This is a genomic window from Flavobacterium crocinum (genome assembly GCF_003122385.1).
Taxonomy (GTDB): Bacteria; Bacteroidota; Bacteroidia; order Flavobacteriales; family Flavobacteriaceae; genus Flavobacterium; species Flavobacterium crocinum.
In genome coordinates, this window is the sequence record NZ_CP029255.1 from 1,504,798 (window position 1) to 1,530,829 (window position 26,032).

General features: G+C 33.4%; 22 protein-coding genes, 1 tRNA gene and 1 pseudogene. 14 read left to right on the forward strand and 10 right to left on the reverse strand.

Features of this window, described 5'->3' with window-relative positions:
• Positions 1 to 90 precede the first annotated feature (90 nt).
• Positions 91 to 172 (reverse strand) — tRNA-Leu (locus tag HYN56_RS06995).
• A gap of 110 nt (positions 173 to 282) precedes the next feature.
• On the opposite strand from HYN56_RS06995, the gene HYN56_RS07000 reads away from it, so the two are divergent.
• From HYN56_RS07000 to HYN56_RS07025, 6 genes are all read left to right on the forward strand, one after another.
• A complete protein-coding gene (locus tag HYN56_RS07000; protein WP_109191519.1) occupies positions 283 to 1,671 on the forward strand; it encodes a dipeptidase in 1,389 nt (462 codons plus the stop codon).
• A 1,279-nt stretch (positions 1,672 to 2,950) separates the two neighbouring features.
• Positions 2,951 to 4,048 carry a glycosyltransferase 61 family protein gene (locus HYN56_RS07005; protein ID WP_109191520.1) on the forward strand — a complete coding sequence of 366 codons (1,098 nt, stop codon included), beginning with the start codon at positions 2,951 to 2,953 and terminating at the stop codon, positions 4,046 to 4,048.
• Positions 4,049 to 4,187: 139 nt separating this feature from the next.
• Positions 4,188 to 4,610, forward strand: coding sequence for a toxin-antitoxin system YwqK family antitoxin (locus HYN56_RS07010; protein WP_109191521.1), 423 nt, complete (start codon positions 4,188 to 4,190; stop codon positions 4,608 to 4,610).
• Between the two features lie 11 nt (positions 4,611 to 4,621).
• Positions 4,622 to 5,584 (forward strand): DUF6624 domain-containing protein, encoded by a 963-nt coding sequence (locus tag HYN56_RS07015; RefSeq protein WP_109191522.1) that lies wholly within the window; start codon positions 4,622 to 4,624, stop codon positions 5,582 to 5,584.
• Positions 5,585 to 5,672: 88 nt separating this feature from the next.
• Complete coding sequence (locus HYN56_RS07020) at positions 5,673 to 6,044, forward strand: BlaI/MecI/CopY family transcriptional regulator (protein WP_026726910.1); 372 nt, start codon at positions 5,673 to 5,675, stop codon at positions 6,042 to 6,044.
• On the forward strand, positions 6,041 to 7,264 hold the full coding sequence (locus HYN56_RS07025) for a M56 family metallopeptidase (RefSeq protein WP_167398284.1): 1,224 nt from the start codon (positions 6,041 to 6,043) through the stop codon (positions 7,262 to 7,264). Before HYN56_RS07020 ends, HYN56_RS07025 begins: the two co-directional genes overlap by 4 nt.
• A gap of 120 nt (positions 7,265 to 7,384) precedes the next feature.
• On the opposite strand, the gene HYN56_RS07030 is transcribed toward HYN56_RS07025, so the two are convergent.
• A complete protein-coding gene (locus HYN56_RS07030; protein ID WP_109191524.1) occupies positions 7,385 to 8,749 on the reverse strand; it encodes a saccharopine dehydrogenase family protein in 1,365 nt (454 codons plus the stop codon).
• Between the two features lie 186 nt (positions 8,750 to 8,935).
• On the opposite strand from HYN56_RS07030, the gene HYN56_RS07035 reads away from it, so the two are divergent.
• The 7 genes and pseudogenes from HYN56_RS07035 to HYN56_RS07065 all read left to right on the forward strand — a co-directional run bounded on the left by HYN56_RS07035 (position 8,936) and on the right by HYN56_RS07065 (position 17,058).
• Positions 8,936 to 9,322 (forward strand): DUF423 domain-containing protein, encoded by a 387-nt coding sequence (locus HYN56_RS07035; RefSeq protein WP_109191525.1) that lies wholly within the window; start codon positions 8,936 to 8,938, stop codon positions 9,320 to 9,322.
• A 301-nt stretch (positions 9,323 to 9,623) separates the two neighbouring features.
• Positions 9,624 to 11,231, forward strand: a complete 1,608-nt coding sequence (gene pckA / locus HYN56_RS07040; RefSeq protein ID WP_109191526.1) for a phosphoenolpyruvate carboxykinase (ATP) — start codon at positions 9,624 to 9,626, stop codon at positions 11,229 to 11,231.
• A 277-nt stretch (positions 11,232 to 11,508) separates the two neighbouring features.
• Positions 11,509 to 11,907: pseudogene (gene tssD / locus HYN56_RS07045) on the forward strand (type VI secretion system tube protein TssD).
• Positions 11,908 to 11,919: 12 nt separating this feature from the next.
• Entirely contained in the window at positions 11,920 to 15,078 is a 3,159-nt protein-coding gene (locus HYN56_RS07050) for a contractile injection system protein, VgrG/Pvc8 family (RefSeq protein WP_109191527.1), read from the forward strand.
• Between the two features lie 2 nt (positions 15,079 to 15,080).
• Positions 15,081 to 15,908 carry a hypothetical protein gene (locus tag HYN56_RS07055; protein WP_109191528.1) on the forward strand — a complete coding sequence of 276 codons (828 nt, stop codon included), beginning with the start codon at positions 15,081 to 15,083 and terminating at the stop codon, positions 15,906 to 15,908.
• A gap of 32 nt (positions 15,909 to 15,940) precedes the next feature.
• The gene (locus tag HYN56_RS07060) at positions 15,941 to 16,708 is read left to right on the forward strand and encodes a hypothetical protein (protein WP_109191529.1); all 768 of its coding nucleotides are present in this window, start codon (positions 15,941 to 15,943) and stop codon (positions 16,706 to 16,708) included.
• An 11-nt stretch (positions 16,709 to 16,719) separates the two neighbouring features.
• Entirely contained in the window at positions 16,720 to 17,058 is a 339-nt protein-coding gene (locus tag HYN56_RS07065; protein ID WP_109191530.1) for a DUF4280 domain-containing protein, read from the forward strand.
• 166 nt (positions 17,059 to 17,224) lie between these two features.
• Here HYN56_RS07065 and HYN56_RS07070 read toward each other — a convergent pair whose 3' ends face one another.
• Together HYN56_RS07070 and HYN56_RS07075 are read right to left on the reverse strand one after the other, a co-directional pair.
• Complete coding sequence (locus tag HYN56_RS07070) at positions 17,225 to 18,283, reverse strand: phytase (protein ID WP_109191531.1); 1,059 nt, start codon at positions 18,281 to 18,283, stop codon at positions 17,225 to 17,227.
• Between the two features lie 76 nt (positions 18,284 to 18,359).
• The gene (locus HYN56_RS07075) at positions 18,360 to 21,170 is read right to left on the reverse strand and encodes a TonB-dependent receptor (RefSeq protein WP_109191532.1); all 2,811 of its coding nucleotides are present in this window, start codon (positions 21,168 to 21,170) and stop codon (positions 18,360 to 18,362) included.
• Between the two features lie 266 nt (positions 21,171 to 21,436).
• Between HYN56_RS07075 and HYN56_RS07080 the strand changes: the two genes are divergently transcribed.
• Positions 21,437 to 22,537: a DUF4407 domain-containing protein gene (locus HYN56_RS07080; RefSeq protein ID WP_109191533.1), complete on the forward strand. Its 1,101-nt coding sequence runs from the start codon at positions 21,437 to 21,439 to the stop codon at positions 22,535 to 22,537.
• Between the two features lie 141 nt (positions 22,538 to 22,678).
• Here HYN56_RS07080 and HYN56_RS07085 read toward each other — a convergent pair whose 3' ends face one another.
• The 6 genes from HYN56_RS07085 to HYN56_RS07110 form a co-directional block, all read right to left on the reverse strand.
• On the reverse strand, positions 22,679 to 23,380 hold the full coding sequence (locus HYN56_RS07085; RefSeq protein WP_109191534.1) for a PH domain-containing protein: 702 nt from the start codon (positions 23,378 to 23,380) through the stop codon (positions 22,679 to 22,681).
• 109 nt (positions 23,381 to 23,489) lie between these two features.
• Entirely contained in the window at positions 23,490 to 23,858 is a 369-nt protein-coding gene (locus HYN56_RS07090) for an MmcQ/YjbR family DNA-binding protein (protein WP_109191535.1), read from the reverse strand.
• Positions 23,859 to 23,864: 6 nt separating this feature from the next.
• Entirely contained in the window at positions 23,865 to 24,215 is a 351-nt protein-coding gene (locus HYN56_RS07095; protein WP_109191536.1) for a DUF4260 domain-containing protein, read from the reverse strand.
• The gene (locus HYN56_RS07100) at positions 24,212 to 24,613 is read right to left on the reverse strand and encodes a GNAT family N-acetyltransferase (RefSeq protein ID WP_109191537.1); all 402 of its coding nucleotides are present in this window, start codon (positions 24,611 to 24,613) and stop codon (positions 24,212 to 24,214) included. The genes HYN56_RS07095 and HYN56_RS07100 overlap by 4 nt, the downstream gene beginning before the upstream one ends.
• Positions 24,614 to 24,801: 188 nt before the next feature.
• A complete protein-coding gene (locus HYN56_RS07105; protein ID WP_109191538.1) occupies positions 24,802 to 25,551 on the reverse strand; it encodes a cyclase family protein in 750 nt (249 codons plus the stop codon).
• A 51-nt stretch (positions 25,552 to 25,602) separates the two neighbouring features.
• Complete coding sequence (locus HYN56_RS07110) at positions 25,603 to 25,980, reverse strand: GxxExxY protein (RefSeq protein ID WP_091494133.1); 378 nt, start codon at positions 25,978 to 25,980, stop codon at positions 25,603 to 25,605.
• Positions 25,981 to 26,032: the final 52 nt, after the last annotated feature.

Here is a 26,032-nt window from a genome sequence, read left to right on the forward strand (position 1 = left end):
ATTTTTTGAAGTTTACGGGAAGTCTTAGTCAGAAGAATTTAAATAAAAACAAAAAAGCTTCTGAAAAATGATTCAGAAGCTTCTTAAAAGTGCGGATAATAGGACTCGAACCTACACGCCTTGCGGCACCAGATCCTAAGTCTGGCACGTCTACCAATTTCGCCATATCCGCGGTAATTGTGGGTGCAAAGATAGGCATACTTTTGAATTATCAAAGCATTTTTTGAAAATTTTTTTTAATTCTCTTTTTTGTACTTTTGGTTTTCTATAAAAATAATTTAAATGGAAAATATTAAGTCCTACGTTCAACAACATAAAGATCGGTTTATCAACGAATTGATCGAATTACTAAAGATTCCGTCGGTAAGTGCCGACACTGCATATTCTCAAGATGTTATTGACACAGCAGAGGCTGTAAAAGAAAGTTTATCAAAAGCAGGATGCGATTTTGTCGAAACTTGCGATACTCCGGGTTACCCAATTATCTACGGAGAGAAAATTATAGATCCAAATCTTCCAACGGTTTTAGTTTACGGACACTACGACGTACAACCGCCGGATCCATTAGAATTATGGACTTCACCACCATTTGAACCCGTTATTAAAAATACAGATATTCATCCGGAAGGAGCCATTTTCGCTCGTGGCGCATGTGACGACAAAGGTCAGATGTACATGCACGTAAAAGCGTTAGAATATATGGTGCAAACAAATAATTTGCCTTGCAACGTAAAATTCATGATCGAAGGTGAAGAAGAAGTAGGTTCGGCAAGTTTGGCCTGGTTCGTAGAACGCAATCAGGAAAAACTAAAAAACGACGTAATCCTGATTTCAGATACGGGAATGATTTCCAACCAACAACCATCAATTACAACAGGTTTAAGAGGTTTAAGTTATGTTGAAGTAGAAGTTACAGGTCCAAACCGCGATTTGCATTCTGGTTTATACGGTGGAGCTGTGGCAAACCCAATTAATATTCTGGCCAAAATGATTGCTTCGCTTCACGACGAAAACAATCATATTACGATTCCGGGATTTTATGATAAAGTTCAGGAATTATCTGCAGAAGAAAGAGCTGAAATGGCAAAAGCGCCTTTTAGCCTAGAAAAATATAAAAATGCTTTAAATATCGCTGATGTTTATGGTGAAAAAGGCTATGTAACCAACGAAAGAAACTCCATTCGTCCTACTTTAGACGTAAACGGAATCTGGGGCGGTTATACTGGTGAAGGTGCTAAAACGGTTATTGCGAGCAAAGCTTTTGCTAAAATCTCGATGCGTTTGGTTCCAAATCAGGAATGGGAAGAGATTACAGAACTTTTCACCAAACATTTTACAAGCATTGCTCCGGCCGGAGTTACTGTAAAAGTAACGCCTCATCACGGCGGGCAGGGTTATGTTACGCCAATTGACAGTATTGGTTATCAGGCGGCAAATAAAGCGTATACAGAAACATTTGGAGTTCCTGCAATTCCGGTTCGTTCCGGTGGAAGTATTCCGATTGTGGCTTTGTTTGAGAAAGAATTGAAAAGTAAAACGATCTTAATGGGATTTGGTTTGGATAGTGATGCTATTCACTCGCCAAATGAGCATTTCGGAATCTTTAATTACTTGAAAGGAATTGAAACGATTCCGTTGTTTTATAAGTATTTTGTGGAGCTTTCTAAGTAGTTTTTTTACCGCAAAGAGCGCTAAGAATTTACGCAAAGTTCGCTAAGATTTTTTTAATAAGATTTTAAAAAGTTCGCAAAGCTGTGTCCATAAAGCTTTGCGAACTTTGCGTTTATAAACGTAACCTTAGAAAAAAACCTTGCGTTCTTTGCGGTTAAGTTTTACTTACTCGGAATTTTTTTTTACCGCAAAGAGCGCTAAGAATTTATGCAAAGTTCGCTAAGATTTTTTTTAATAAGATTTTAAAAAGTTCGCAAAGCTATGTCCATAAAGCTTTGCGAACTTTGCGTTTATAAACGTAACCTTAGAAAAAAACCTTGCGTTCTTTGCGGTTAAGTTTTACTTACTCGGAATTTTTTTTTTACCGCAAAGAGCGCTAAGAATTTACGCAAAGTTCGCTAAGATTTTTTTAATAAGATTTTAAAAAGTTCGCAAAGCTATGTCCATAAAGCTTTGCGAACTTTGCGTTTATAAGCCTAACATTAGAAAAACCTTGCGTTCTTTGCGGTTAAGTTTTACTTACTCGGAATTTTTTTTTACCGCAAAGAGCGCTAAGAATTTATGCAAAGTTCGCTAAGATTTTTTTTAATAAGATTTTAAAAAGTTCGCAAAGCTATGTCCATAAAGCTTTGCGAACTTTGCGTTTATAAACGTAACCTTAGAAAAAAACCTTGCGTTCTTTGCGGTTAAGTTTTACTTACTCGGAATTTTTTTTTACCGCAAAGAGCGCTAAGAATTTATGCAAAGTTCGCTAAGATTTTTTTAATAAGATTTTAAAAAGTTCGCAAAGCTATGTCCATAAAGCTTTGCGAACTTTGCGTTTATAAACGTAACCTTAGAAAAAAACCTTGCGTTCTTTGCGGTTAAGTTTTACTTACTCGGAATTTTTTTTTTACCGCAAAGAGCGCTAAGAATTTACGCAAAGTTCGCTAAGATTTTTTTAATAAGATTTTAAAAAGTTCGCAAAGCTATGTCCATAAAGCTTTGCGAACTTTGCGTTTATAAACGTAACCTTAGAAAAAAACCTTGCGTTCTTTGCGGTTAAATAAAATAACTAAATCCGTTCAGAAATGAACGGATTTTTTGTTCGTAACATTCTTGGAATTTGGGTTTTTAAAACTTGGAATTTAAATTTAAAATTTTAATGTTGACTTTGTATTTTGTTAAATAAATTAACTTATTTTTGGTTTTTTCTTTATTAAGCCCCATTTAATATTGCATATAGTTTTATATTTTTATTTTTTCTAATGTTATTTTAATATAAATTTAATTTTGGTAAATGAGCTTAATTAAAAAAAGAATTAGATTTTCGCCTATTGGCTATACCAAATACCTTAAGGGTTTAGAACAAACACATACGATGTTTCGTCAGGGAAAAGTATTGGAAAGTTTAGCTTCAAAATCCTGGGAAATTGCTCCTGGAAATAGTACTACTTCAAAAAAAGCTTTTTTTTTAGACAATCAGTTTGAGCGTATTACCAGAACTGCTTATACGGATAATCCGCAACTCATGATGCAGGGCGGTATTGTCATAAACCACGAACCCACAAAAGCTTATTTGCTGAAAAATATCTGGATGATTAATGGTTCTGTTTATAAAGGAATGCATCGTTTTTTATTACATCATCGCAATAAATTAAGTAATCAGAAGAATTATTTACCACCAGTTATTGTAGATACCGAAATCAAAAATGCATCGGTGTATAGTTCTTACGACGGGAATGAATTTTTTGGTCTTTGGCTTACAGATGATTGTACAAACTATAAACTCGCTGCATCTGAAGGAACACCAATAACAACAAACATTTTTACAAGTCCGCATATGTTCGAATATGAAAAATTATTGGGTATGAATCCGTACAGAACGAATGGGGCGTATATAAAAGATGCAGTGTTTATTGATGACGATTGGGGGAATAACAGTAAAAAACAAGAGTTGTTTGATCAGAATAAGCAAATGCTACTTTCAAAGTTCTCTGGAAGTTCTCATTCGGGAGTATTTATACTGCGTCGTAATTCCGGTAAAACCAGAATCATGTTAAACGAAATTGAAATTGCTGAACGTTTACGTGATCAATATGGATTTAAAATAGTGGATGTTACCAAACATACTGTGCAAGAAATTATTGCTGCCTGTATTGGAGCGAAAACTATTGTCGGAATTGAAGGAAGCCACCTTATGCATGGTTTAATGGTACTTGAGCCAGGAGCTTCTGTTTTGACCCTGCAACCTCCAAGCCGTTTTTGCGGTGTTCTGAAAATAACTACTGATATGCAAAATCTAAACTACGGATTTGTTGTAGGTATTCAAAAAGAAGAAGATTTCTACGTGAATTTTGAAGAAGTGGAGAGAACGCTAGCTTTATTGAGGTTCTAAGATACTAAGGCTCTGAGTTAAAATCTTAGAACCTTAGCATCTTAGTATCTCAGAAACTTTAAAAAAAATCAGCTTTTTCTTTCTCGTTTGAAAATTAATTCTACATTTGTAGAGTATAATCTATAATTGTAGAATTAAGATGATTAGAAAAATACTTTTTGCGATAATTCTGTTTTCTTTTTTTGGATGTAAATCGGTATTGAATCAAAAGATTGATAAAAAGAAAGAGGGAAAATGGGTTGACGTTTATGTTCAGGATAGTGTTACGTATAAATCTGTAGAATTTTACAAGAATGATCAGCCTGTTAAAAAATGGAAGACTTTTATAAACGGGAAATTATACAAATCAGAGAAATATAAAAACGGAATCTGTATTGTAAAAAGTTACTACGAAAACGGAAAATTAGAATCAAAAGGGAAAACGAAGTTAGAAGTAAATGAGACAGAATCACATTGGTTTTATTTTGGAGAATGGAAATTCTATTCGGATAAAGGAAAATTATTTCAGATTAGAAAATACGAAAAAGGAGAGTTAATCTCTGAACAAAAAATAAATCTTTAATTTAAAAATCTATGAACAAACTGTTGGCTTTCTTTTTTATAGTAATGAATTGTCTTTTGATTCAGGCTCAAACGTACAAAGAATGGATTAAAAAAGCAGATTCTTGTTATAATGTGGAAAATTATAAATTATCAGTCAACTATTACACGAAAGCTTTTAAGATAGAACACAAAGATTCGAAACATTTATATAATGCGGGATGTTCTGCTGCTTTGGCTAAAGAGAATAAAAAAGCCTTTAAATGGTTGGATTTAGCCATTGATAATGGTTACGAGGGTATTGCTCATATTAAAATAGATAATGATTTAAAAGCTTTACACGATACTAAAAAATGGGAAAAGACAATTAGTAAACTTCAAAAGAAAATAGATATTCTTAGTGCTAAATATGATAAACCGCTGGAAAAAGAACTTTTGGAAATTTATGCAGAGGATCAGGGGATTCGGGGAGAATTTATGAATGTTTATAAAGCCCAAAAACCTGATAAAAAGAAAATGGACAGTATTGGGAAAATAATGAGTTTAAAAGACAGTATTAATCTCATCAAAGTGATGAAAATACTGGACGAAAGAGGCTGGGTTGGAAAAGATGTAGTAGGAACTCAGGGAAATCAAACTTTGTTTTTGGTTATTCAACATTCAGATTTAAAATACCAGCAAAAATATTTGCCTATGATGAGAGAAGCGGTTAAAAACGGCAATGCAAGTCCGTCTAACCTGGCTTATCTGGAAGACAGAGTAGCTTTGAGAGAAGGAAGAAAGCAAATTTACGGAAGTCAGTCTTCAAAAAGTAAAACAGATAATAAATTCCATATTTCGCCTATGATAGATCCCGATAACGTTGATAAAAGACGTGCTGAAGTAGGATTAGGTACGATGAAAGAATATGCGGCAAAACTAAATATTGAATGGGATCTTGAAACGTACAAAAAAGAATTGTCTGAGATGGAAAAACTTGAAAAGAATAAAGAATAAATATTATCTATTCTCTTTTTTCTATATTCTATTCTCTGAAAAAAAACTTAGAAACTTAGTGTCTCAGAACCTTAGAACCTTAAAAAAAATGCAATTATCAAACGCAGAAGAACAATTAATGGAACATTTATGGAAGCTTGAAAAGGCATTCATGAAAGATTTACTGGAGGCATATCCGGAACCAAAACCAGCTACAACAACAGTAGCAACGCTTTTGAAACGAATGATTGACAAGAAATTTGTGGCTTATAACGAATTTGGAAATTCTCGGGAGTATTACCCTTTGGTAAAGAAAACGGATTATTTTTCCAAACATGTAAAAGGACTTATCAGCAACTTTTTTAATAACTCAGCTTCGCAGTTTGCTTCGTTTTTTACGACTGAAACCAATTTGTCGGCTTCAGAACTGGAAGATCTTAAGAAAATAATTGATTCGGAAATTCAAAAAAAGAAAAAATGATGCTATATATTTTAAAATCAGGTTTACTGCTTATTGTGTTTTTTGCAGTGTATAAAATACTGTTAGAAAATGAGAAGATGTTTCGTTTTAATCGTGCTTATCTGCTTGTAAGTATTATTTTTAGTTTGATAATTCCGTTGCAGTTGTTTTCGATTGATTCTCCTTTTTCAAAGAAAATCGCAACAATTCAATTGGATGGAATTATGATTGTGACAGATAGGTCGGTTTTAAACAAAATAAACTATAGCGAGATTGTAATGTACTTTTTGAGTGTTGTTTATGTTGTGATTGTGGCGATTTTAATTGTTCGTTTTATACGCAATGTATTTTCTTTTTATAGCAGAATGAAAAAGAATAAAGTTGAAATTGTAAAAGGACAAAAGGTTGTTTTAACAAAAGAACAAGTTTTACCACATTCATTTTGGAATGCTATTTTTATCAATCAGGAAGATTATAAAAATGGAAAAATTCCGTCAGAGTTAATAGCGCATGAAAAGGCACATTTGGAGCAGAAGCACACACTTGATATATTGTTTGTTAAGGTTTTACAGATTGTTTTTTGGTTTAATCCTATTTTTATTTTGTTTGAAAAAGCAATAAGGCTTAATCATGAATTTTTAGCTGATGAAGCTGTAAACAAAGAATTTGGCGAGGTGCGAAACTATCAGAATCTGCTACTAAATTTTGCTTCAAACAAACAGACCATTGCTTTGGCAAGTGCTATTAATTATTTGATAACCAAAAAGCGCCTGATTATGATGACTAAAAAAGAGTCGACAGTAAAAAAAATAGGGAAAGTATTTATTATTGGGGCTATTTGCAGTTTGTTATTATTTGCTTTTAATGCAGGAGCAATTGCACAACCAAATGCTAGTTTGACAAATCAAAATGATAAGCTAATTAATTATGTCGCAGCTAATATGAAAGAACCACAATTTCAAGGAGGAATTGAAAAGTTCTATATGTTTGTGGGGCAAAATTTTAGAGTGCCAAAAGAATTTTCCAAACATACAATGGAAGGTAAATTATTTATTGAGTTTATGGTTGAAAAAGATGGAAGTTTGTCTGAATTTAAAATAGTAAAAGATTTAGGATATGGAGTTGCAGAGGAAGCTATAAGAGTTTTGAAGCTTTCTCCAAAATGGATTCCTGCTACAGAAAACGGAAAACCAATTAGGGTAAGTTATAGTTTGCCAATTACGATTCAAACACCCAAATAAGAAAGTCCTTGCTTCTTTGTGTTTTGAAAGAAAAAAAATCCGCTTCTTTTGCATCAAAGAAGCGGATAAAATTAAAAACTAATTAAAAAAAAATTCTAAAAATAAAAATGCAAATCCAGACTAAAATAAATCCGGATTGTATCCAAAGTAAGGTACTTTTTGTTCGTTGAAAATAACTCCGTACTCTTCTAATTCTTTCAAAATAGGTTCGTAAACTTCTTTTTTTATTGGAAGCTGAACGCCTGGTGTTGTGATTTTTCCGTTTAAGATTAACAGTGTCGCAATTGCAACCGGAAGTCCAACTGTTTTTGCCATTGCAGTATACGTTTGGTCTTCGCCAATGCAGACCATTTTCGAATCGATTTGTTTCTTTTCGCCATTCAGTTCGTATCCAAATTTATGATACATCACAATCATATCTTTATCGTGTGGTTCTAAAGCCCAGCTGTCGGTTAAGATTTTTTGCAAAATCTGGGCTGGTGTGGCATTCGGAAGATTTACTTTTTTATTTGGGTTAAATAAATCCAGTTCCAAAAGTTTGTCCCACATAATATCGTCCTGATCGATTTTTAAGATCAATCGGGTTTTGATTTCTACAGAATCTGTGGGATGATAAGGAAGAAAAGAATTGATAAACTGACGGTAACTCATGTTCTCAGAGCCTTCAATGACATAACTATCATCGGTCATTCCGAGTTGTACAAACATGTTCCAAGCTCTTGAAAAACCAACTCTTCGAATAGTTCCTCGATATAAAGTCAGAATATCATCTAAACCGTAAATCGATCTGTATTTAAGGGAATCACGGTTAGAATAAGCTTCGAATTTTCCGTAGCCTTCTACTTCCAGAAATTCAGTTCTTCTAAATAAAGCGCTGTACGGAATGTATTTATAAGTGCCTTCCTGAATAAACTTTGCAGCTCCGCCTTGTCCGGCCAAAACTACATTTCTTGGTGCCCAAGTAAATTTATAATTCCACAAATTATTGTCAGATTCAGGCGCTACAAGTCCGCCGCAGAAAGATTCAAACAACAGCATTTTACCGCCTTTTGCTCTAATTTCGTCAATTACTTTCATGGCGCTCATGTGGTCGATTCCCGGATCAAGACCAATTTCGTTCATGAAAATCAGATTGTTTTTTATGGCTTCATCATTCAGAGCCTGCATCGCATCGCTGATATAAGAAGCAGTAACCAAATGTTTTTTAAATTCTAGACAGTCTTTTGCGATTTCGATATGCAAATGTGCCGGAAGCATCGAAATAATTATTGAAGCATTTTGAATTGCCGTTTTTCTTTCTTCAGCATTAAAAATATCTAAGGCAAGCGGAGTAGCATTTGGATGATTGTGCGTTTTCACTTTCGCTAACTCCAATGAAAGATCGGCTACAGTTATATGCAGTTTTTCTTCATTAGATTTGGATAATAAATATCGAATCAATGACGAGGCAGATCTTCCTGCTCCAATTATTAAAACGTTTCTCATGTCTTAAATATTTAACACAAATATATTTAAATGTTATAAATATAACAATTTTAATTAAATAAAATTGAATATATTTTTCAATTTCAGAAAAAAATAATCTGATTTTGTTCTAAATAATGTTGGGTCGAAAGCGGTTTTTTGGTTTGTTTAAAGTATTTTTGTTTCAAATTTCAAAAGATATAAATCATGAAAAGAAAACTTGTTCTTACTGGAGCTTTTATTGGGATGTTAGCTATTATTTTGGGTGCTTTTGGAGCTCATTTATTAAAAAAATATCTTTCAGTTGATCAGTTAAATACTTTTGAAGTTGGTGTTCGTTACCAAATGTATCATGCTCTTTTTCTTCTCTTCTTATCTACTCAAAAAGAAATTGCCGAAAAAACATTAAAATCAATCTACAATTTAGTAGTTGCCGGGGTTATTCTTTTTAGCGGTTCTATCTATTTAGTGGCCACAAAGGACTATACTTTGTTTTATTCTAAAATTATCGTATTCGCAACTCCAATCGGTGGTTTTCTATTAATTATTGGCTGGGCGCTATTATTCTTTGCAATTTTGAAGAGAAAATCATAAAATCCCGAAAAAAAAATTCTGTCTAAGAATTAATCTTTAATTTTGTCTCATAAATAACATATAATCTTCATTATGTGAATTTTTTCTATTTTCTGTTGTAAAACAAAAATAATATAACAAATTCTATTAGAAGGTTGTAAATAAGTAAATTAAAAGCGGTTATTTTTTTCTTTTTGTATTTTTTAAAGTGAAATTTCTCTTTTTTCGTATAAATGAAAGTGAAATTTAATTATTTTAAGAGGAATAAGAATTAATATGTAATTTTGCTTTAAACAAAAAACCACAACATAACTTAAAATTTATGGACACTAATACAGTTTTCGCGCAATCGATTTCGTTAAAAGACTTAGGAATTGAAAATGCAAAAGTTCGTTACCAACTATCTGCAGATGAATTACATGCTATTACTTTGCAGTCAGGGCAAGGTGTCGAAAATTCTACAGGAGCGTTAGCAATTAATACAGGCGAATTTACAGGCCGTTCTCCGCAAGATCGTTTTATCGTAAAAGATGATATCACCAAAGATCAGGTTTGGTGGGGAAATGTAAATATCCCGTTTGAACCACAGGCTTTTGAAAAGCTTTATAATAAAGTAACAGCATTTTTATCTAACAAAGAAGAAGTTTTTGTTCGTGATTCTTATGTATGTTCTGATGCCAATTACAGACTGAATGTTCGTGTTGTAACCGAAACAGCCTGGTCAAATTTGTTTTGTTACAATATGTTCTTACGTCCGGAAGAGTCGGAACTGGCTAATTTTACTCCGGAATGGACAGTAGTTTGTGCTCCAAGTTTTATGGCAGATCCTGCTATAGACGGAACACGTCAGTCTAATTTTGCGATTTTAGATTTTACAAAAAAAATCGCTTTAATTGGAGGAACAGGTTATACCGGAGAAATGAAAAAAGGAATTTTCTCTGCATTGAACTTTATTCTTCCGGTTTTTAAAAATACACTTCCAATGCACTGCAGCGCCAATGTTGGGGAAGATGGTGATACAGCAATTTTCTTCGGATTATCAGGAACTGGTAAAACAACTTTATCTGCTGATCCGGAACGTAAATTAATCGGAGACGACGAACACGGCTGGACAAACGAAAATACGGTTTTCAATTTTGAAGGCGGTTGTTATGCTAAAGTAATCAACTTAACAGAAGAAAATGAACCAGACATTTTTAGAGCAATCAAAAAAGGAGCTCTTTTAGAAAATGTGGTTTTCAAAGCAGGAACAAACGAAGTAGATTACGACGATGTTTCAATCACACAAAATACTCGTGTAAGTTACCCAATTACTCATATTGACAATGTACAGCCAGGTTTGGTTGGACACAACCCAAAAAATATATTTTTCTTAACGGCTGATTCTTTCGGAATTTTGCCTCCAATTTCAAAATTAACTCCAGGTCAGGCAGCTTACCACTTTATTTCCGGATATACGGCAAAAGTTGCCGGAACAGAAGCAGGTGTAACAGAGCCTCAGCCTAATTTCTCTGCTTGTTTTGGAGCACCATTTATGCCTTTGCACCCAACGCGTTATGCTGAAATGTTGAGCAAAAAAATGAAAGATGCAGGCGTAAAAGTTTGGTTGATCAACACAGGTTGGACAGGTGGCCCTTACGGAACAGGAAGTCGTATGAAACTAAAATATACTCGTGCTATGATTACTGCTGCTTTAAAAGGCGAATTAGACAATGTAGAGTATGTAGATCACAAAGTATTCGGATTAGCAAAACCACAATCTTGCCCTAATGTTCCAGAAGAAATTCTAAATCCTAGAAATACTTGGGAAGACAAAGATTTATATGATAAAAAGGCGTTAGAATTAGCTCAGAAATTCAAAGCTAACTTCGCCAAATTTGAAGAGTTTGCAAATGCTGAAATCTTAGCAGGTGCACCTATTACAGAATAAAAGGAATTAATATTGATTCAAAGTAAATAGCTTCAGAGAAATCTGGAGCTTTTTTTGTTATTAGTGTAGATTGAAAATAGAATAGCGTAAGTTCCCTTTTTATAAAAATACTTAAAATGCAAAAAAAAAGTATTTTTCTTACAAAAAAATAAAAAATTTTGTATATTGCTGATATATTTAAGACTAATATTTTGTTTACTTAAATACCACTTCTCATTATTGATTAAAGTTAGAAATATTATTTCAGTACCATAACTTAATCAATACCTATATAAATATGAGTTTTTTAGCAAAGCTAGAGTTAGACAATGAAACATTTAATGTTTTAGAGTTTGAAATTCAGTTTACCCAGCAGACAGACAATAATGGCAAGCCAGCGAGTAAAACTAAAGGCGGTCAGATTAAATTAGTCGTAGAAAGTACCCATACCGATTTATTTTCGGATTGAATGGTTTCTAAAACCAGTGTAAAAGACGGTAAAATTGTTTTTTATCGCAGAGATGCTATGAGCACGATGAAAAATGTCGTTTTTAAAAAAGCCTATTGCATTTTTTTCAAGAAAAAGTTTCAAAGTGAAGGAGTTTCTCCTATGACAACTGAAATTTTACTTACTTCTAACGAAGTGAAAATTGGCAATACCATATTCGAGAGCAATTGGAAAACAGATAACCTTTAATTCAGTTGCATAATGGCTTTACAAACTATTACCACAATAAAAATTGGACAAACCGTAGTTACCAATTTTAGCTACTTAAAAGTTGTACAAAAAATTCACGATCATCATACTTTTTCTCTAGAAGTTCGACAGGATTTCTTGGTAGGAGAATTTAAAAGTGTTATGCCGGTTTCACAGCAAATATACGGCGAGAAAATAAGTATCGAAATAAAACCTATTGATGGACTTAATGATGCTATGATTATTGCAGACCCTAAAAATTATGTCATGCAGTTTTATGGTATAGTTACAGGAGTGAGCATGAAAAAATCATGCATTGACGATATCGAAGAAAGCTTTTTGATAGAAGGATATAGTACCTCTTGTATGTTAGAAAACGGACTCGAATCAAACTCTTTTACGGCAATGACATTAAGTGAAATTGTGAACAAAGTAGTATCAGGTTACAACATCGATATGCAGGTGCGTCCCTTTTATAATGAAATACTTTCGTATACCGTACAATATAACGAAAGCTCTTTTGCTTTTCTAAACCGTCTGGCAATGCGCTATGGTCAGTATTTTTACGACAACGGCAGAGTTTTGATTTTTGGAGACTCTTCTGGTGTCGTCCAGCCTCATCTAATTTACGGAGTAAACATGCAGGAGTTTAGCTATAGCATTAAACTTTTGCCAACTTCTTTTTCCGTTATAGAAAACGACAATCGAGAAGGCGGTTACAGTACAAATAATACCTTAGACCATCGAAAAGAACTGGGAGGTTTTCATCAAGATTTTGTCAATAAATCTAATTCTGTTTTTAATAAAAAAACAATCATACAGCTTAATCAAAATGCTGTTGGCGGATATGGAAGCAATACTAGTGCAGTATATACCCAAAATAAAATGCGTGCTGTTTTAAGCAGTTTAATGGAGGTAACAGCTTCGAGTGAGGTTCCGGGAGTTACGGTGGGAAACACTGTAAAAATAAGCGGTGTTGATATACAGCAGGAAAGCGCTTATCGCGTAACCGAAGTTGTGCATACCTGCGATGATGGTGGCGGTTACGAGAATCATTTTAAAGCAGTAAATACTAGTAGCTCTGTATTTTCGCCTAATACAAATCCTGATTTAGTACCTTATTGCAACAGTCAGACTGCAGTGGTTACCGCCAATTCAGATCCTGACGGACTCAGTGCTGTAAAAGTGCAGATGCCGTGGCAGGAAGTAAAAGGGGAGACAACTCCCTACATACCATTACTGCAAGAATACGGAGGAAACGGCAGAGGAAGACATATACTACCCGAAATAGGCGATACCGTTTTGGTAGATTTTCAAGGGAACAATGCCGAACTGCCTATTGTAGTAGGAACCATAACCAGCCGAAAAGAAAAAAGTGGTTACAGTACACCAAACAATGATATTAAAGCATTGCATACCAGAAGCAATAATATGTTGGTGTTAAATGATGCTCAAGGAAGCATGTTATTGCAAGACTCTGTCAAAAGTTTTATTGAATTTGATGGCAATAGAAGAATCGAATTAAATACCGATATTTTTGAAATTAATGTTAAAAGACTGATTATAAATGCATCACAAAGTACAGAAATTACGACAAACGACTACGTGCTAAATGCTCTAAGTCAAATTTACATTTTTAGTAAAACCATGCAACAGAAAATATCTGGCTTTATGAACCTGTTTAGTGGTACAGCACTTATAAACAGCAATGATAAAATAGATATTGAAGCAAAAGTAACTAAACTACATGGTAAAGAAAAGGTTCTCTTACATTCAGATAAAGAAGCAATTGTAAACAGTACAGGAACGGCAAAAATGCATGGCACAGAAGGAAACAGTCTTACTAATACAGCAAAAACTTTTGATACAGCACCTACAGAAACCATAGCTTTAGCAGTTGTTTATTTTAGACCGTTACTATCATGGCAAGGCGAATATGGCTTTGATTGGTTAAGAGAAGCTGATAATGGTTTAGCTGATCCAAACGATCCTGCGTATGCTGGTATTATAGATGGGGGATACAGGGATGGTTTGAGCGATTATACGTCTGGAGCTACAGGAACGGCTTATGCACATTTAAAAACGGAGTATGAAAATATTACTATTACAAGAAAACCGATGCCAGCTGGTACTCCTGCGCCAGCAATTATACCCTCTTCAGATTATTACGTTCCTTATCTTACTTTGTTTTCTGAAGAGTTTGTAAATTTAATGCCCTCATCAGTAGTTAACAAGCCAAAATATGAAGTAGAGTTAAAAGTATTAGTTGAGATTGAGGAAGAAAGCGAAAAATTAGAATTTGATTTTGATAATACGTTATTTACTATTGATAAAATAACTCTTCAAGATAAAATTAAAACAACTGGATTAGTGAATTCTGCTGATGGCACTGTGAAAATTAAATGCCTTAAAGATCTAACAAGTGATAAAGAAATTAGAATTTATGTTTATCCAAAAGGGAGTGCCACAAAAACACCTCCGCAACAGTTGATGGAAAGAAAACTAGCAGGGAAGATAGTAGTACTTAAAAATGATAGCACTGTCAGAATAGAAGAAAAAATTGTATTGTCAGCGGTTAAATCTAATGTAAATGGTACGGTGAGAATAGGAGCGTTTACTCCATCTGAACTAACAGGACTGTATAATACACTGCATCAGGCCTTAATTGTTCCTATAATAGTAGAGGAAAAAATTAATATTTTAGACTTGTCTTCTAATGCTGATTTTAAATCCGGCGGAAGGTATATTGATGCATCTAATCGTTTAAATATGATAAATTTAAGTACGGGTGATACAATAAAACCAACGTTTCAGGAAATGAGAAATCTATTTTTGAACAACCCAGCTAACGCGATTTATAAGGCAGAAAACTATTATACCATTTTTAGTTCCTTAATGATCGCCAATTACCCTAGTGCAATTGGTTGTGTTGAAGATATTGGAGTACACAATGCAATTATGCTTTTAGGAAGAAGAGACACAACTTTACCACATGAAGCAATACATGGTTTAGGCCTAAATCATACCCATAAAGATTCGAGTCCTATAACAGAAACAACTAGAAAGTATAACTTTAATATAAGAACCACCACGAATGTTATCAGCTATGCACCTATACGAACTACATTATGGAAATGGCAATGGCAAATCATTAATGCAAATATTGCTTAAAAATGAAACAATTATTTATAATGCTACTTTTAATTACACAAAATAGCTGTAGCAGCCAAAACAAGAAAGAATCAAGAAATAATCAAAAAAAAATAGATACTATGAAAACTTTTAATATAGATGTATATAAAGATTGGGAGATTGATACCGATTGGTTATCAAATGAAAATGATAAACATTTAAAAAAAGGAAATGAAAGGATTAGAATAATCTGTCATGGTACTATTCAAGTAGAAAAAAATGATATTACCACTCCATATAAATATTATTATGTTTATGATTCAAAATCTAAATTACTTACAAGTTATGGAAAACTTTTCATTTTATTAGAAATTGGGAAATGGAGTTATTATGATGAAAATGGTAAACTTATAAAAGAAATAGATTTCGACAAACCTTATAAATTTTCAATATCAGATTTAATAAATAAGTTTAATAAAGAATATAATTTAGATTTAGAAAAACCCAAAACTGTTTTTAATCTCTACAGATACGAAGAAAAAGAATATTTAAATATTCCAATTTATGAAGTAGGAATAAACAAGGACGCATATTCAAGTGATATAGAATATTACTTAGTAGACGGAAATAATGGTAAAACTTTATATTCAATTAAAATTGCAGAAGGTGAAATTAAAAGTCCTCTTAATGAATATATAAAACAGGTTAAGAAACAAAAAGAAGAGGATAACGCCTATTATAGAACATATAAAGGCAAAGACTACACCAAGAAAGAATGGGAAATTTTTGAGGAAGAATGGCATAAAAATTATGAGCAGAACAAAAACAAAGGTTTTTGGGATGATATATTTCCTCAACGAAAGAAATAGTGATTTGACCCTAGTATAAAAAAAAATTAAAGATGAAAAAAAAGATATTATTACACTTAGTGATTATAATACTTTCTTCCAGTATTTATTCTCAAAATCTGCTTAACGAGTATTGGAATATTAGTGAGATTATTGGTCAAGATACAATCAATACAGGAGAATTTACTCTGCAAAGAAAGGATAAAACGGACCAATATTATTCGAGATATGGGATGAAAATCATATTTAACAAAGACAATTCACTTGCCTGCAATTATTCTGCACCATGTGGCAACGATTGCTTTCCATCATCTATTGGAACGTATAAAATGATTGATCAAAAACATATTAATTTGTTTGTTAAAGAATTTCAGCAGTTTGGTGATTGTGAAAGTAAGAATATTAAACTCGATCTTAATTTAGGGAATTATTATATTTCTAAACAATCGGATAAAACAATCAAGCTTATTAAAAGTAATGGAGATTTGTCTCAAGATAAATTGAATGAAAAGTATTCTGGTTTGATTGATAACTATATTGAAGAAATAGGAAATGGAAGTTCTAGTCTACTAAATTTTAAAACTAGACTTCGAGATAATGATCAAAGAATAAAGGAGTATATAAAAATGAAGATGGAAATCGAAAATTATAAAATATTATATACTAAAAAACAGGATGGTATTTTTCTTGTTAGCTTGATTAAAAATGAGAATATTAAAGATGATTATTTTTATATTATAAATGCATTTCATAATAATTATGAGTATCAGGTTGGTTACTATAAACTTAAGAGAAAGAAAAGAACAAACAATGAGGATTAATATGTAATATCATGCCAGAAAAAATAACAGAAAAAGCAATTCTAATCTGCAATAAAGGTGCAAAACCTAGCGAGCTAAAAGTAACAAGCCAAGATTTTTGTGTGGCAGAAAACAAGTTAATTGCGACAGAAAATGATAAACAAGCCGAAACTAATATTCCTAGTTTTAGTGCTTGCAGTATTACAAGAAGTCAATGCAATCCTGCTGTAATTAAATGGGAGAATACAGCAGAAAAAGATACAATTAATGATTATAAAATTCTTACGGATAAGTCTACTTGTGAGTGTAGTATAGGGGGTAAAATCTCCGTTCAGTTTAAAGGATATAATGAAAAACATAATCTTGTTTGAAAGAACATGTATAAACTCACTTCATTTATTTAAATTTAAATAAAGAGCTTAAAATAAAAAAGCTGTTCTTAAAAGAACAGCTTTTTTTAGTTTACAGTCTCAGCTTACAGTCTCAGTAAATTAACACTGAACACTTATACCGCGACTGCGACTGAATACTGCAAACTTATTTCTTTGCTTCGTCGATGCGTTTTTGGATCAAATCCCAAGTGTAGTAATGGAAAGTCATTCCGTTGCTCATCGCTACGAAAAGTCCGTTTTTGAATTTTGGACCTAAATCTACGCTTGTCACATCAGCACCATCACATTCGATTGTTGAAGTTGGTACTTCAGCTAATAATGGATGGTTGTTTGGATTTCCGTTTGCACCTTCTCTTGGATAAACCATAAAAGAATTCGCCTGTTGGTTAGATACTAAAATATATCCTGTAGAATCTGTTTTTTTGTAAATCGCAATTCCTTCGTGATCTGCCTTGAAATCTTTCTGACCAAAGAAAGCTAATTCCTTATTATCATTTAAAGCCGGATCTGCTTTGTATTTTCTAATTCCAACTTGTTCGTCACAGTAATACACAAAACCTAATTCGTTATCGACTGCAATTGCTTCGATTTCTTTCTTTCCGCTGTAAGTTCCGAATTTACGAACCACTTTTGCAGCAGCAAATTTTCCGTTTGCAGAAAGTTCATACTGCCATAAATAACTTCCGGAAGGTCCTGTTTTTCTTCCAACAATAGCGAAAATCTTTCCGTCACTTGGGCGAGTATATAAAGAAATTCCCATTGGATCACGTTGTGTTTCTCCTGCAAAAACTTCAATTCCGCCGTTATCAATTGGTTCTAAATCCGGTAAACTGAAAATTCTGATTTTGTTGCTTTCACGTTCTGTTGTAACTGCAACGTCTACTTTTTTTCCATCAATGATCAACCCGTAAGCGATATCAACATTGTTTGGACGTTTTAACGGGATTGATTTTTTAAGGATTTTTCCATTCAAATCAAAAGCGTACAAACCTCCGTCTGTGTCTTTATCTGTTCCCACAATAATACTTTTTGAAGCATCTGTTGGATTGATCCAAATAGAAGGATCATCTGTATCGTGAGGTAAAGCTTCTGTAACTACTGTTGGTTTTACAGCATTGGGCTGAATTGGTGCTAATTTATCGTCTTTACAAGCTGTGAATGAAATGCTTAAAAGTAAAAGAGCAACTAAAGATTTATTTTTCATTTTGTGTGATATATTTTAATGCAATTAGACAGAGCGCGAAACTCTGTCTAATTTAAGAATTTTTAAAAATTGCAAATTACAAGTCTAGTTTCAATCCGAAATTGTAACGAGGCTGGTAGTATTCCGCTTGTTTTGTATGTGCAGCAACTCCTTGGTAGTAACGTAACGGCTGGTTTGTTAAGTTATTAGCTTCAGCGAAAAAGCGAAGTTTTGGAGTAATTTTATAAGAAGCATTAGCATCTAAGAAAAACTGCTTATCATAGTAACTGTCTTTGTAAGACTCAGAACCTAATTCATCTAAATAATCAGATGTAAAGTTTGTTGAGATTCTTGCCGAAAAACGTTTGTTTTCCCAGGATAAAGATCCGTTAAACATGTGTGGTGTTGTTCCCGGAAGACTGATGTTGTTTCTTTCGTTTCCGTCTTCGTCAGCAATTCCTCTAGCTTTAGACTGTGTATAAGTATAGTTCAAATAGATACCAAAACCTTTTAAGAATTTACCAGGAAGGAAATCCAACTGACGCTGGAAAGCAACCTCAAATCCGTAAACGTCTACTTTGTCTCCGTTTCTTGATTGTAAAAATGACCAGTTTTCTCCCGCTGGAATTGGGTTTGTCTGATTTGGGAAATCTGCAGCAAATTTCGCATCAGTATATTGATTGTCGCTGTAGTTGTAAATGAAATCATTTAATCTTTTGTAGAAAACACCTCCGGAAATCAAACCAACAGATTTGAAATAGTTCTCTGCCATGAAATCATAGTTGTATGAATACGTTGCATCAAGATCCGGATTACCAGCTGTAATTTCTTTATCAGCAGCAATGTTATTTACGTAAGGAGCTAAAGCGTAATAGTTTGGTCTTGCTAAAGCCGTTGTAGCAGCAGCTCTTAAAACTAAATCTTTTGTTGCGTTGTATTGGAATGAAATACTTGGCAATACATTTGTGTAAGAGTTCGTATTGTTGATTTTGCTTTCTAATTCTTCTTCATCTAATACACGGTTTCCTGTATAATCGATATGAGTATTTTCAACACGAACCCCCATTACCATAGAAAGTTTATCATTAAAATCCTGATCCCATCTTACATAAGCAGCAGTGATTCTTTCTTTAGCATTATAATTTACCGCTAAATATTCAGCTGGATCAGTTTCTTTTTCAAATAATGTAGAGTTGTTTAAATCTAAACCTCCTAAGTAGTTTGCAGAAGCAAAAGTTCCCGGTACATATTTACTTCCCGGATTAAAATCTTTTCCATCAAAATAACTTGTTGGAACTTGTGATAATAATTCCATATCATCATTTAACGGCGTATAAGAATAGAACATATTGTTTCTTTCTTTTTCTTTTAAACGAAGTCTAAGACCAGTTCTCAATCTTCCTTTTTCTCCTGCAATTACAGAGAACGGGAAACGGATGTTTACTTTTGCACCAAATTCGCTTTCGCTAGTTTCGTCTGTGTTTTCAGTAACAGAGTCAAATTTAAATTCATCTGTAGATTCTCCTGCTGTAGTAACTAACGGAAATCTTGGATCTGTTAAGTTTTCAAATACATCAAGACCTTTTTGACGGTATTCGATATAACGTTCACCCGGACGATATTCTCTTGCTTTTGCATAGTTAGCAGACCAGTCTAAATCTAAAGTAGAGTTAATTAAATGTTCTCCGCGAAGAGAGTAATTTTGAACTCTTTGATCTTCTAATCTTCTATTTTTGTTACGGCTGTTGTCTAAACCACCTTTTGTCTGACGTTTTACACGACCTTCGAAACCAGTGATTTCTTCACCATTATAAATTGGTTCAATATCATCGATAGTCGTTCTGAAACGATTTTCTCTGTCATCTCTCCAGTTGTAGATTGCATTAGCAAAAATGGTATTGTTTTCGTTGAATTTATAATCTAAAGCAATAGATCCGCTACGACGAATACGTTGTACATCATATTTTCTAATTTCTGAAGCTTGTAAATATTCGTTTCCAAAATCATCTTTAACCCATTCGTTTTCGATGTTATCAGAACCATAATCAACATTGTTGTAAGAACCGCTTACTACAACTCCTAATTTATTGTCAATAAAACGATTACCGTAAACGAAACCTGCTGTATAAGAAGCGTGGTCACGAATTGGTAAATATCCTCCCGCAAGAGTTGCAGAAATTCTTTCTCCGTTTGGAGTTGCTCTTGTAATTAAGTTTACAGAACCTCCAATCGCGTCTGCATCCATATCAGAAGTAAGGGTTTTGTTTACTTCAATTGTAGAAATCATATCAGACGGAATTAAGTCCATTTGTACGTTTCTGTTGTCTCCTTCGGCAGATGGAATACGGTCACCATTTAAAGTAACAGAGTTCAAAGACGGTGCTAAACCTCTAATGATAATGTTACGAGCTTCACCCTGGTCATTCTGCATTGTGATACCCGGAACACGTTTCAAAGCATCTCCCACGTTCGCATCCGGGAAACGTCCCATTTGATCAGAAGAAATTACGTTTCCGATATTTTTATTGTTTTTCTGCTGATTCAGTGCTTTTGCCTGACCTTTTAAGATGTCTCCGACAACAACTTCTTTCAGTTCATTTTCAGAAGCTTTAAGAGCAAAATCAATTACATTGTTTTTTCCTTGTTCTACTTTTATTTCCTGAGATAAAGTAGTATATCCAATATATTTTACTTCAACTTTATAAGTTCCTTCGTTAATATTCAATAATTCGAAACGTCCGTTATAATCAGAAACGGTGTATTTTTTCTCGCCTACAATTTGAACCATTGCTCCAGGAAGAGGCAGCTTGTCATCGGCATCTAATATCTTTCCGGATATGATAGCTTTCTGAGCAAAACCTGTAAAGGCGAATAAAAAGAATGCTGTTAATAGATAGAATTTTTTCATTGTGTGTGTTTAGTTTGATTTTGGTTGCGAAGCTAAAACCTCAATTTTACTAAACCCTTGAAAAAAAATTAACATAGTGTTATGATTACCCTCCCGATGTTAAGATTTATTAATCTTTAAATAACATGGGAAGTATCAAATAATTGATTCCCAGTGAAAAGAAAAATAATATTTTGATTGTAATTTAAAAATTGGCGTTAAATTTGCCATATCACACGAGCCGTAAGGCGAACTGACGAAGTAATCACAATCAAAAATCATCAATCATGTTAAAACAATTTTTTATCTTATGTTCAGGAGCCGACCGTGATCTCTTGAAAGACTGCTCAGAAGGCGAACAAACCAAATATGTTGGAATTGGTGCCACTGTATTTTTTACAGCAGTTATGGCTTTTTTGGCCAGTGCTTATGCGCTTTTTACCGTTTTCGATTCTATTTATCCCGCTTTAATTTTCGGATTTGTCTGGAGTTTACTGATTTTTAATTTGGACCGATTTATAGTTTCTACGATTAAGAAAAGAGATCGTTTTCTGGATGAATTTCTGCAGGCAACACCACGTATTATATTGGCGGTTATTATTGCGATTGTAATTTCGAAACCTTTGGAGATTAAAATTTTTGAAAAGGAAATCAATACTGTTTTATTGAAAGAGAAAAACGAAATGGAATTGGCCAATAAAAAACAAATTGGAACTTATTTCAAAACAGATTTAGATAAAAACAAAGCAGAAATTGCCGCTTTAAAAGCCGATATTGTAAAAAAAGAAAAAGAGGTAAATGCGTTATACTCAACTTATATTACAGAAGCTGAGGGAACTGCCGGAACTAAAAAATTAGGAAAAGGCCCAGTTTATAAAGAGAAACGAGAAAAACACGATGCGGCTTTAAAAGAATATGAAACGCTTAAAGCAACAAACGAAGCTAAAATTGCTGAAAAAGAAAAACAAGGCAAACAACTGCAAGCCGATTTAGACAAAAAAGTTTCGCAGACACAGCCTATCATTGAAGGTTTCGACGGATTAATGGCGCGTATCAACGCCTTGAACAAACTGCCCTGGCTTCCTTCTTTTTTCATAATGCTGTTATTTTTAGCAATCGAAACATCGCCGATTATTGCCAAATTATTAGCCCCAAAAGGCGAATTCGATTTCAAACAGGAAGAAGCCGAAACGGCAATGAAAGCGACTTTATCACAAAACAAATACCAACGTGAATTATTAGTGAAAACCAGCGCCGAAATGCACGACAGAGTATATGCTGATATTGCAGAAGACAAAGGCTTATTTGATTTACAGCGAAAGAATGCAAAGGAATTACTGGAGCTGCAGTCGCATAAATTTGTCGAAAAACAGAAAGCTACGCTTTAGTCTGCTTAACCGCAAAGAGCGCAAAGATTTACGCAAGGTTCGCAAAGTTTAAAAAGAAAAAACCATCAAGAAACTGATGGTTTTTTTATGATTTTCATTGCGTGCTTTGCGTAAATCTTTGCGCTCTTTGCGGTTAGAAATTTACATATAACTTAAAATCTCTTTTTTGTAAGCGTCATATTCTCCTTGCATAATCAAACCATTGTCAAGAAGTTTTTTGTAGTTCTGTAATTTATCAAAAAGTTCTTCTTTAGATAAATCACTTAATTTACGTTCTCCGGCTGGTTGCGTTGGAAGTGGTTCGTAAGTTTCTGTAACCACTGGTGCAGCAGGTAAAATTTCTGCAAAACTAGTTACCTCTTCAGTTTCTACTTCTTCGATTTCTTCAGCTTCTTCTTCAAGAACCGGTTCAGTAGTTTCCGGGCTCGGTGCAGCGTTAGTTACTGGATTTTTAAATAAATCCAATTGTTCTTTAGCGTAAGTATAAATTTTTCTAGCCTGAATTTTCGGAATATAATCAATAGTAACTGCTAAATCTGTCTTGGTACCAAATGAAAATTCAGAACCTAAGATATTTTCTTTTACAAAAGTACTGGCAATATCATCCCAGGCATAATCTGTAAAGTTCATTGAAAGACCTAAGTTTTTAGGCTCACAGATAATGATACGTTTGTTTGTTACTACAATACTGTCCGGGAAAACAGTAAGCGCAGGTTTTTTTTGTACTGCGATATAACCAATCTCTTCACCTTTCATCAATAAATCTGTAAGTTTAGAAGTGATTTTTTCAATCGCTTTAGGATCTTGTTCTTCGTTCAGAAATTTTTTAAATTGTTCTTTCATGATGCTATAAATTGCTAATTTGCAAATTGATTCGGGTTGTTAAGTTTTGATCTTACGCTGCAAATGTAATGCCTAATTTTCTATTTGCTCCGCCTGTTCGGTAAAAAATTTACCTCGAGTCAGTAATTTCATTTTGAATTTTCTTTGTCAAACTTTTGAAAACCAATTCATACGAATGGTCTATCAATTCTTTGACAAATTTGACGGGTAAATTGCCATTTAAAGAAACCGTATTCCAATGTACTTTACTCATATGAAATCCGGGTTGAATTTCATCATATTCTGCTCTGAGTTCCTGTGCACGGTCCGGATCACATTTTAGATTTACCGATTGTTCGTTCTTTTCCCATTGTGACAAAGAAGACAAGGCAAACATTTTTCCGCCTATTTTAAAAACCAAAGTGTCTTCATCAAAAGGAAAATGTTCACTGACTCCTTTTTTTGAAAGACAATATTCGTAAAATGTTTCTAAATTCATAACTGTTTATTTACCAATTTCACCCAAATGTGTGTATTTAAAGCCCTTTTCATATTTCAGTCCGTAACCGAAAATCCGATCCATTGCAGAATGCGAAAATAAAATAATTCCTGTTAATTGAACAATTTCAATACTTAAATAACATCCAATACCATAAATTAAAAGTGCAATTCCTTTGTGATGAAAGATATTATAAGCAAAAGCACCGGTTTTATTTCCAAAAGCATAGCCAATCATCGACAGGTCTGGAGCTAAAATCAAAACCAGAAACCACCACCAATCATAACTTAAGCGGTTAAAAAGAAATATCCCCAGAATAAATAAAGCGGTTTCTTCGAGTTTTAAGACTGTTTTCATTTGACTATTTTTTCCATCATTTTTTCAGGATGATTCAGTTTTGTGAATCCGAATTTCTCGTATAAAAAGTGTGCATCAGTGGTTGCCAGTCGCCAGATTTTTACTTCTTGCAGTTGTGGTTCATTCATCATCGTTTCGATTAAAATAGACGAATATCCTTTTCCACGATATTTCTCATCAATAAAAACATCCATTAAATAAGCAAAGACTACATAATCGGTTATCACGCGTGCGAAACCAATTTGTTTATCATCCAAATAAATTCCAAAACAAAACGAAGCATCAATGGTACGCTGGACTTCTTCAAGAGTTCTTCCCGCAGCCCAATAAATGTCTTTTAAAAAGTTCTGTATAAACGGAACGTCGAGTTTAGTTTTATCTGTTGAGACACTAATCATAGTTTGTTGTTTTTTTGCCACGACCCGAGCGATAGCGAACAGGCGAAGCAATTTCACGAATTTACGCTAATTCCTATTTTTATTCTGCCACAGATTAAAAAGATTAACACAGATTAAAATCATTTTAATCCTTATAATCTGTGGCAAAAAATTAATTCGTGTAAATTGGTGCAATTAGTGGCAACCTTTTAAATCTTATATAAAATTGGTTTGCTCGGACTCGCGTCATTTTCAAACGAAGCGATTTGAAGATTTAGTATATAATTTCCATCTTCAATTTCGTCTGAGACATAAATCATTTCCGTAATTGTGGCATTAAATCTTGCGTCTGGATTTACAATATGTGTGTTTTTTATATTCCAGAATGCTTTGTGTGCTAACAATTTCCCTTCGTCATGTTCTTTGTCCACACTTGGCAAATCAATCAGTAGATGCTGAATTTCGCTTTCGCGGATGAAAACCGCAGCCTCTTCAGACAAATACGGCGGATTGGTATTCGAATATTTTCTCGATTTTTTGTCTAACTGATTTGGAAGGGTTCTGATGATTAAAGCTTCTGTTTTTTCGGTCAGTAAGTTTACAATTTGATCTTTCGTAATGACGAGATCATCTCCAATTTTCTTAGGCTCAACTGTAATCAATTTAGCAAAAAAGAAAAACTGTTTAAGAGATTGATTAATACTGTAAAAATCATTTGTAATATGTCCCAAACATTCCGTATGTGTTCCATGCCCATGCGGATTGAAGAAAATATTATTGAAATTCGTAGATGATTTTCCTTTCGAAACTTTTCCAATCCAATCACCAAAAACTACAGGTTCTATAACTGGTTTTTCGATGTACCAAGCGATTGGATTTTCATCAGTATTAGTTAATGGAATAGAGATATCAATGGATTTTGATAAGTCGATTTCGAAGTTGTTTATTTTTGCTATCATAATTTAACCGCAAGGTTCGCTAAGGTTTACGCAAAGGTCGCAAGGATTTTACTAAAGATTGTTTGCTATTCTTTTAACTCCATGCTTTAATAATGCGACATTAAAATTTATCAATAATCCTAGTTTGCAATTTGTTAGTTTTAAGTAAGTCAATAGTTGAGCAAAATGAACTTCATTTAAACAATCTACAGACTTTATCTCCAAAATTAGTTTATTTTCTACTAAAATATCTAATCGATAACCAACATCTAATTTTACTTCTTCGTAAATTAGAGGGAGAGCCTTTTGTTTTTCAACCAATAAGTTTAGTTTTTTCAACTCATAGAATAAGCATTCTTCATAAGCACTTTCTAAAAGCCCTGGGCCTAAAGTTTGATGAACTTTCAAAGCCGAATGAAACACAATTCGGGATAAATCATTCTCTGACATAAAATCAATTTTAAAATTCAAATATAACATTTGAAATGTAAAATATAATTTT

Excerpts from the sequence above, each read along its gene's own strand:
- HYN56_RS07000 (WP_109191519.1), top strand. The coding sequence starts at position 283 with ATGGAAAATATTAAGTCCTACGTTCAACAACATAAAGATCGGTTTATC.
- HYN56_RS07005 (WP_109191520.1), top strand. The coding sequence starts at position 2,951 with ATGAGCTTAATTAAAAAAAGAATTAGATTTTCGCCTATTGGCTATACC.
- HYN56_RS07010 (WP_109191521.1), top strand. The coding sequence starts at position 4,188 with ATGATTAGAAAAATACTTTTTGCGATAATTCTGTTTTCTTTTTTTGGA.
- HYN56_RS07015 (WP_109191522.1), top strand. The coding sequence starts at position 4,622 with ATGAACAAACTGTTGGCTTTCTTTTTTATAGTAATGAATTGTCTTTTG.
- HYN56_RS07020 (WP_026726910.1), top strand. The coding sequence starts at position 5,673 with ATGCAATTATCAAACGCAGAAGAACAATTAATGGAACATTTATGGAAG.
- HYN56_RS07025 (WP_167398284.1), top strand. The coding sequence starts at position 6,041 with ATGATGCTATATATTTTAAAATCAGGTTTACTGCTTATTGTGTTTTTT.
- HYN56_RS07030 (WP_109191524.1), bottom strand. The coding sequence starts at position 8,749 with ATGAGAAACGTTTTAATAATTGGAGCAGGAAGATCTGCCTCGTCATTG.
- HYN56_RS07035 (WP_109191525.1), top strand. The coding sequence starts at position 8,936 with ATGAAAAGAAAACTTGTTCTTACTGGAGCTTTTATTGGGATGTTAGCT.
- pckA (WP_109191526.1), top strand. The coding sequence starts at position 9,624 with ATGGACACTAATACAGTTTTCGCGCAATCGATTTCGTTAAAAGACTTA.
- HYN56_RS07050 (WP_109191527.1), top strand. The coding sequence starts at position 11,920 with ATGGCTTTACAAACTATTACCACAATAAAAATTGGACAAACCGTAGTT.
- HYN56_RS07055 (WP_109191528.1), top strand. The coding sequence starts at position 15,081 with ATGAAACAATTATTTATAATGCTACTTTTAATTACACAAAATAGCTGT.
- HYN56_RS07060 (WP_109191529.1), top strand. The coding sequence starts at position 15,941 with ATGAAAAAAAAGATATTATTACACTTAGTGATTATAATACTTTCTTCC.
- HYN56_RS07065 (WP_109191530.1), top strand. The coding sequence starts at position 16,720 with ATGCCAGAAAAAATAACAGAAAAAGCAATTCTAATCTGCAATAAAGGT.
- HYN56_RS07070 (WP_109191531.1), bottom strand. The coding sequence starts at position 18,283 with ATGAAAAATAAATCTTTAGTTGCTCTTTTACTTTTAAGCATTTCATTC.
- HYN56_RS07075 (WP_109191532.1), bottom strand. The coding sequence starts at position 21,170 with ATGAAAAAATTCTATCTATTAACAGCATTCTTTTTATTCGCCTTTACA.
- HYN56_RS07080 (WP_109191533.1), top strand. The coding sequence starts at position 21,437 with ATGTTAAAACAATTTTTTATCTTATGTTCAGGAGCCGACCGTGATCTC.
- HYN56_RS07085 (WP_109191534.1), bottom strand. The coding sequence starts at position 23,380 with ATGAAAGAACAATTTAAAAAATTTCTGAACGAAGAACAAGATCCTAAA.
- HYN56_RS07090 (WP_109191535.1), bottom strand. The coding sequence starts at position 23,858 with ATGAATTTAGAAACATTTTACGAATATTGTCTTTCAAAAAAAGGAGTC.
- HYN56_RS07095 (WP_109191536.1), bottom strand. The coding sequence starts at position 24,215 with ATGAAAACAGTCTTAAAACTCGAAGAAACCGCTTTATTTATTCTGGGG.
- HYN56_RS07100 (WP_109191537.1), bottom strand. The coding sequence starts at position 24,613 with ATGATTAGTGTCTCAACAGATAAAACTAAACTCGACGTTCCGTTTATA.
- HYN56_RS07105 (WP_109191538.1), bottom strand. The coding sequence starts at position 25,551 with ATGATAGCAAAAATAAACAACTTCGAAATCGACTTATCAAAATCCATT.
- HYN56_RS07110 (WP_091494133.1), bottom strand. The coding sequence starts at position 25,980 with ATGTCAGAGAATGATTTATCCCGAATTGTGTTTCATTCGGCTTTGAAA.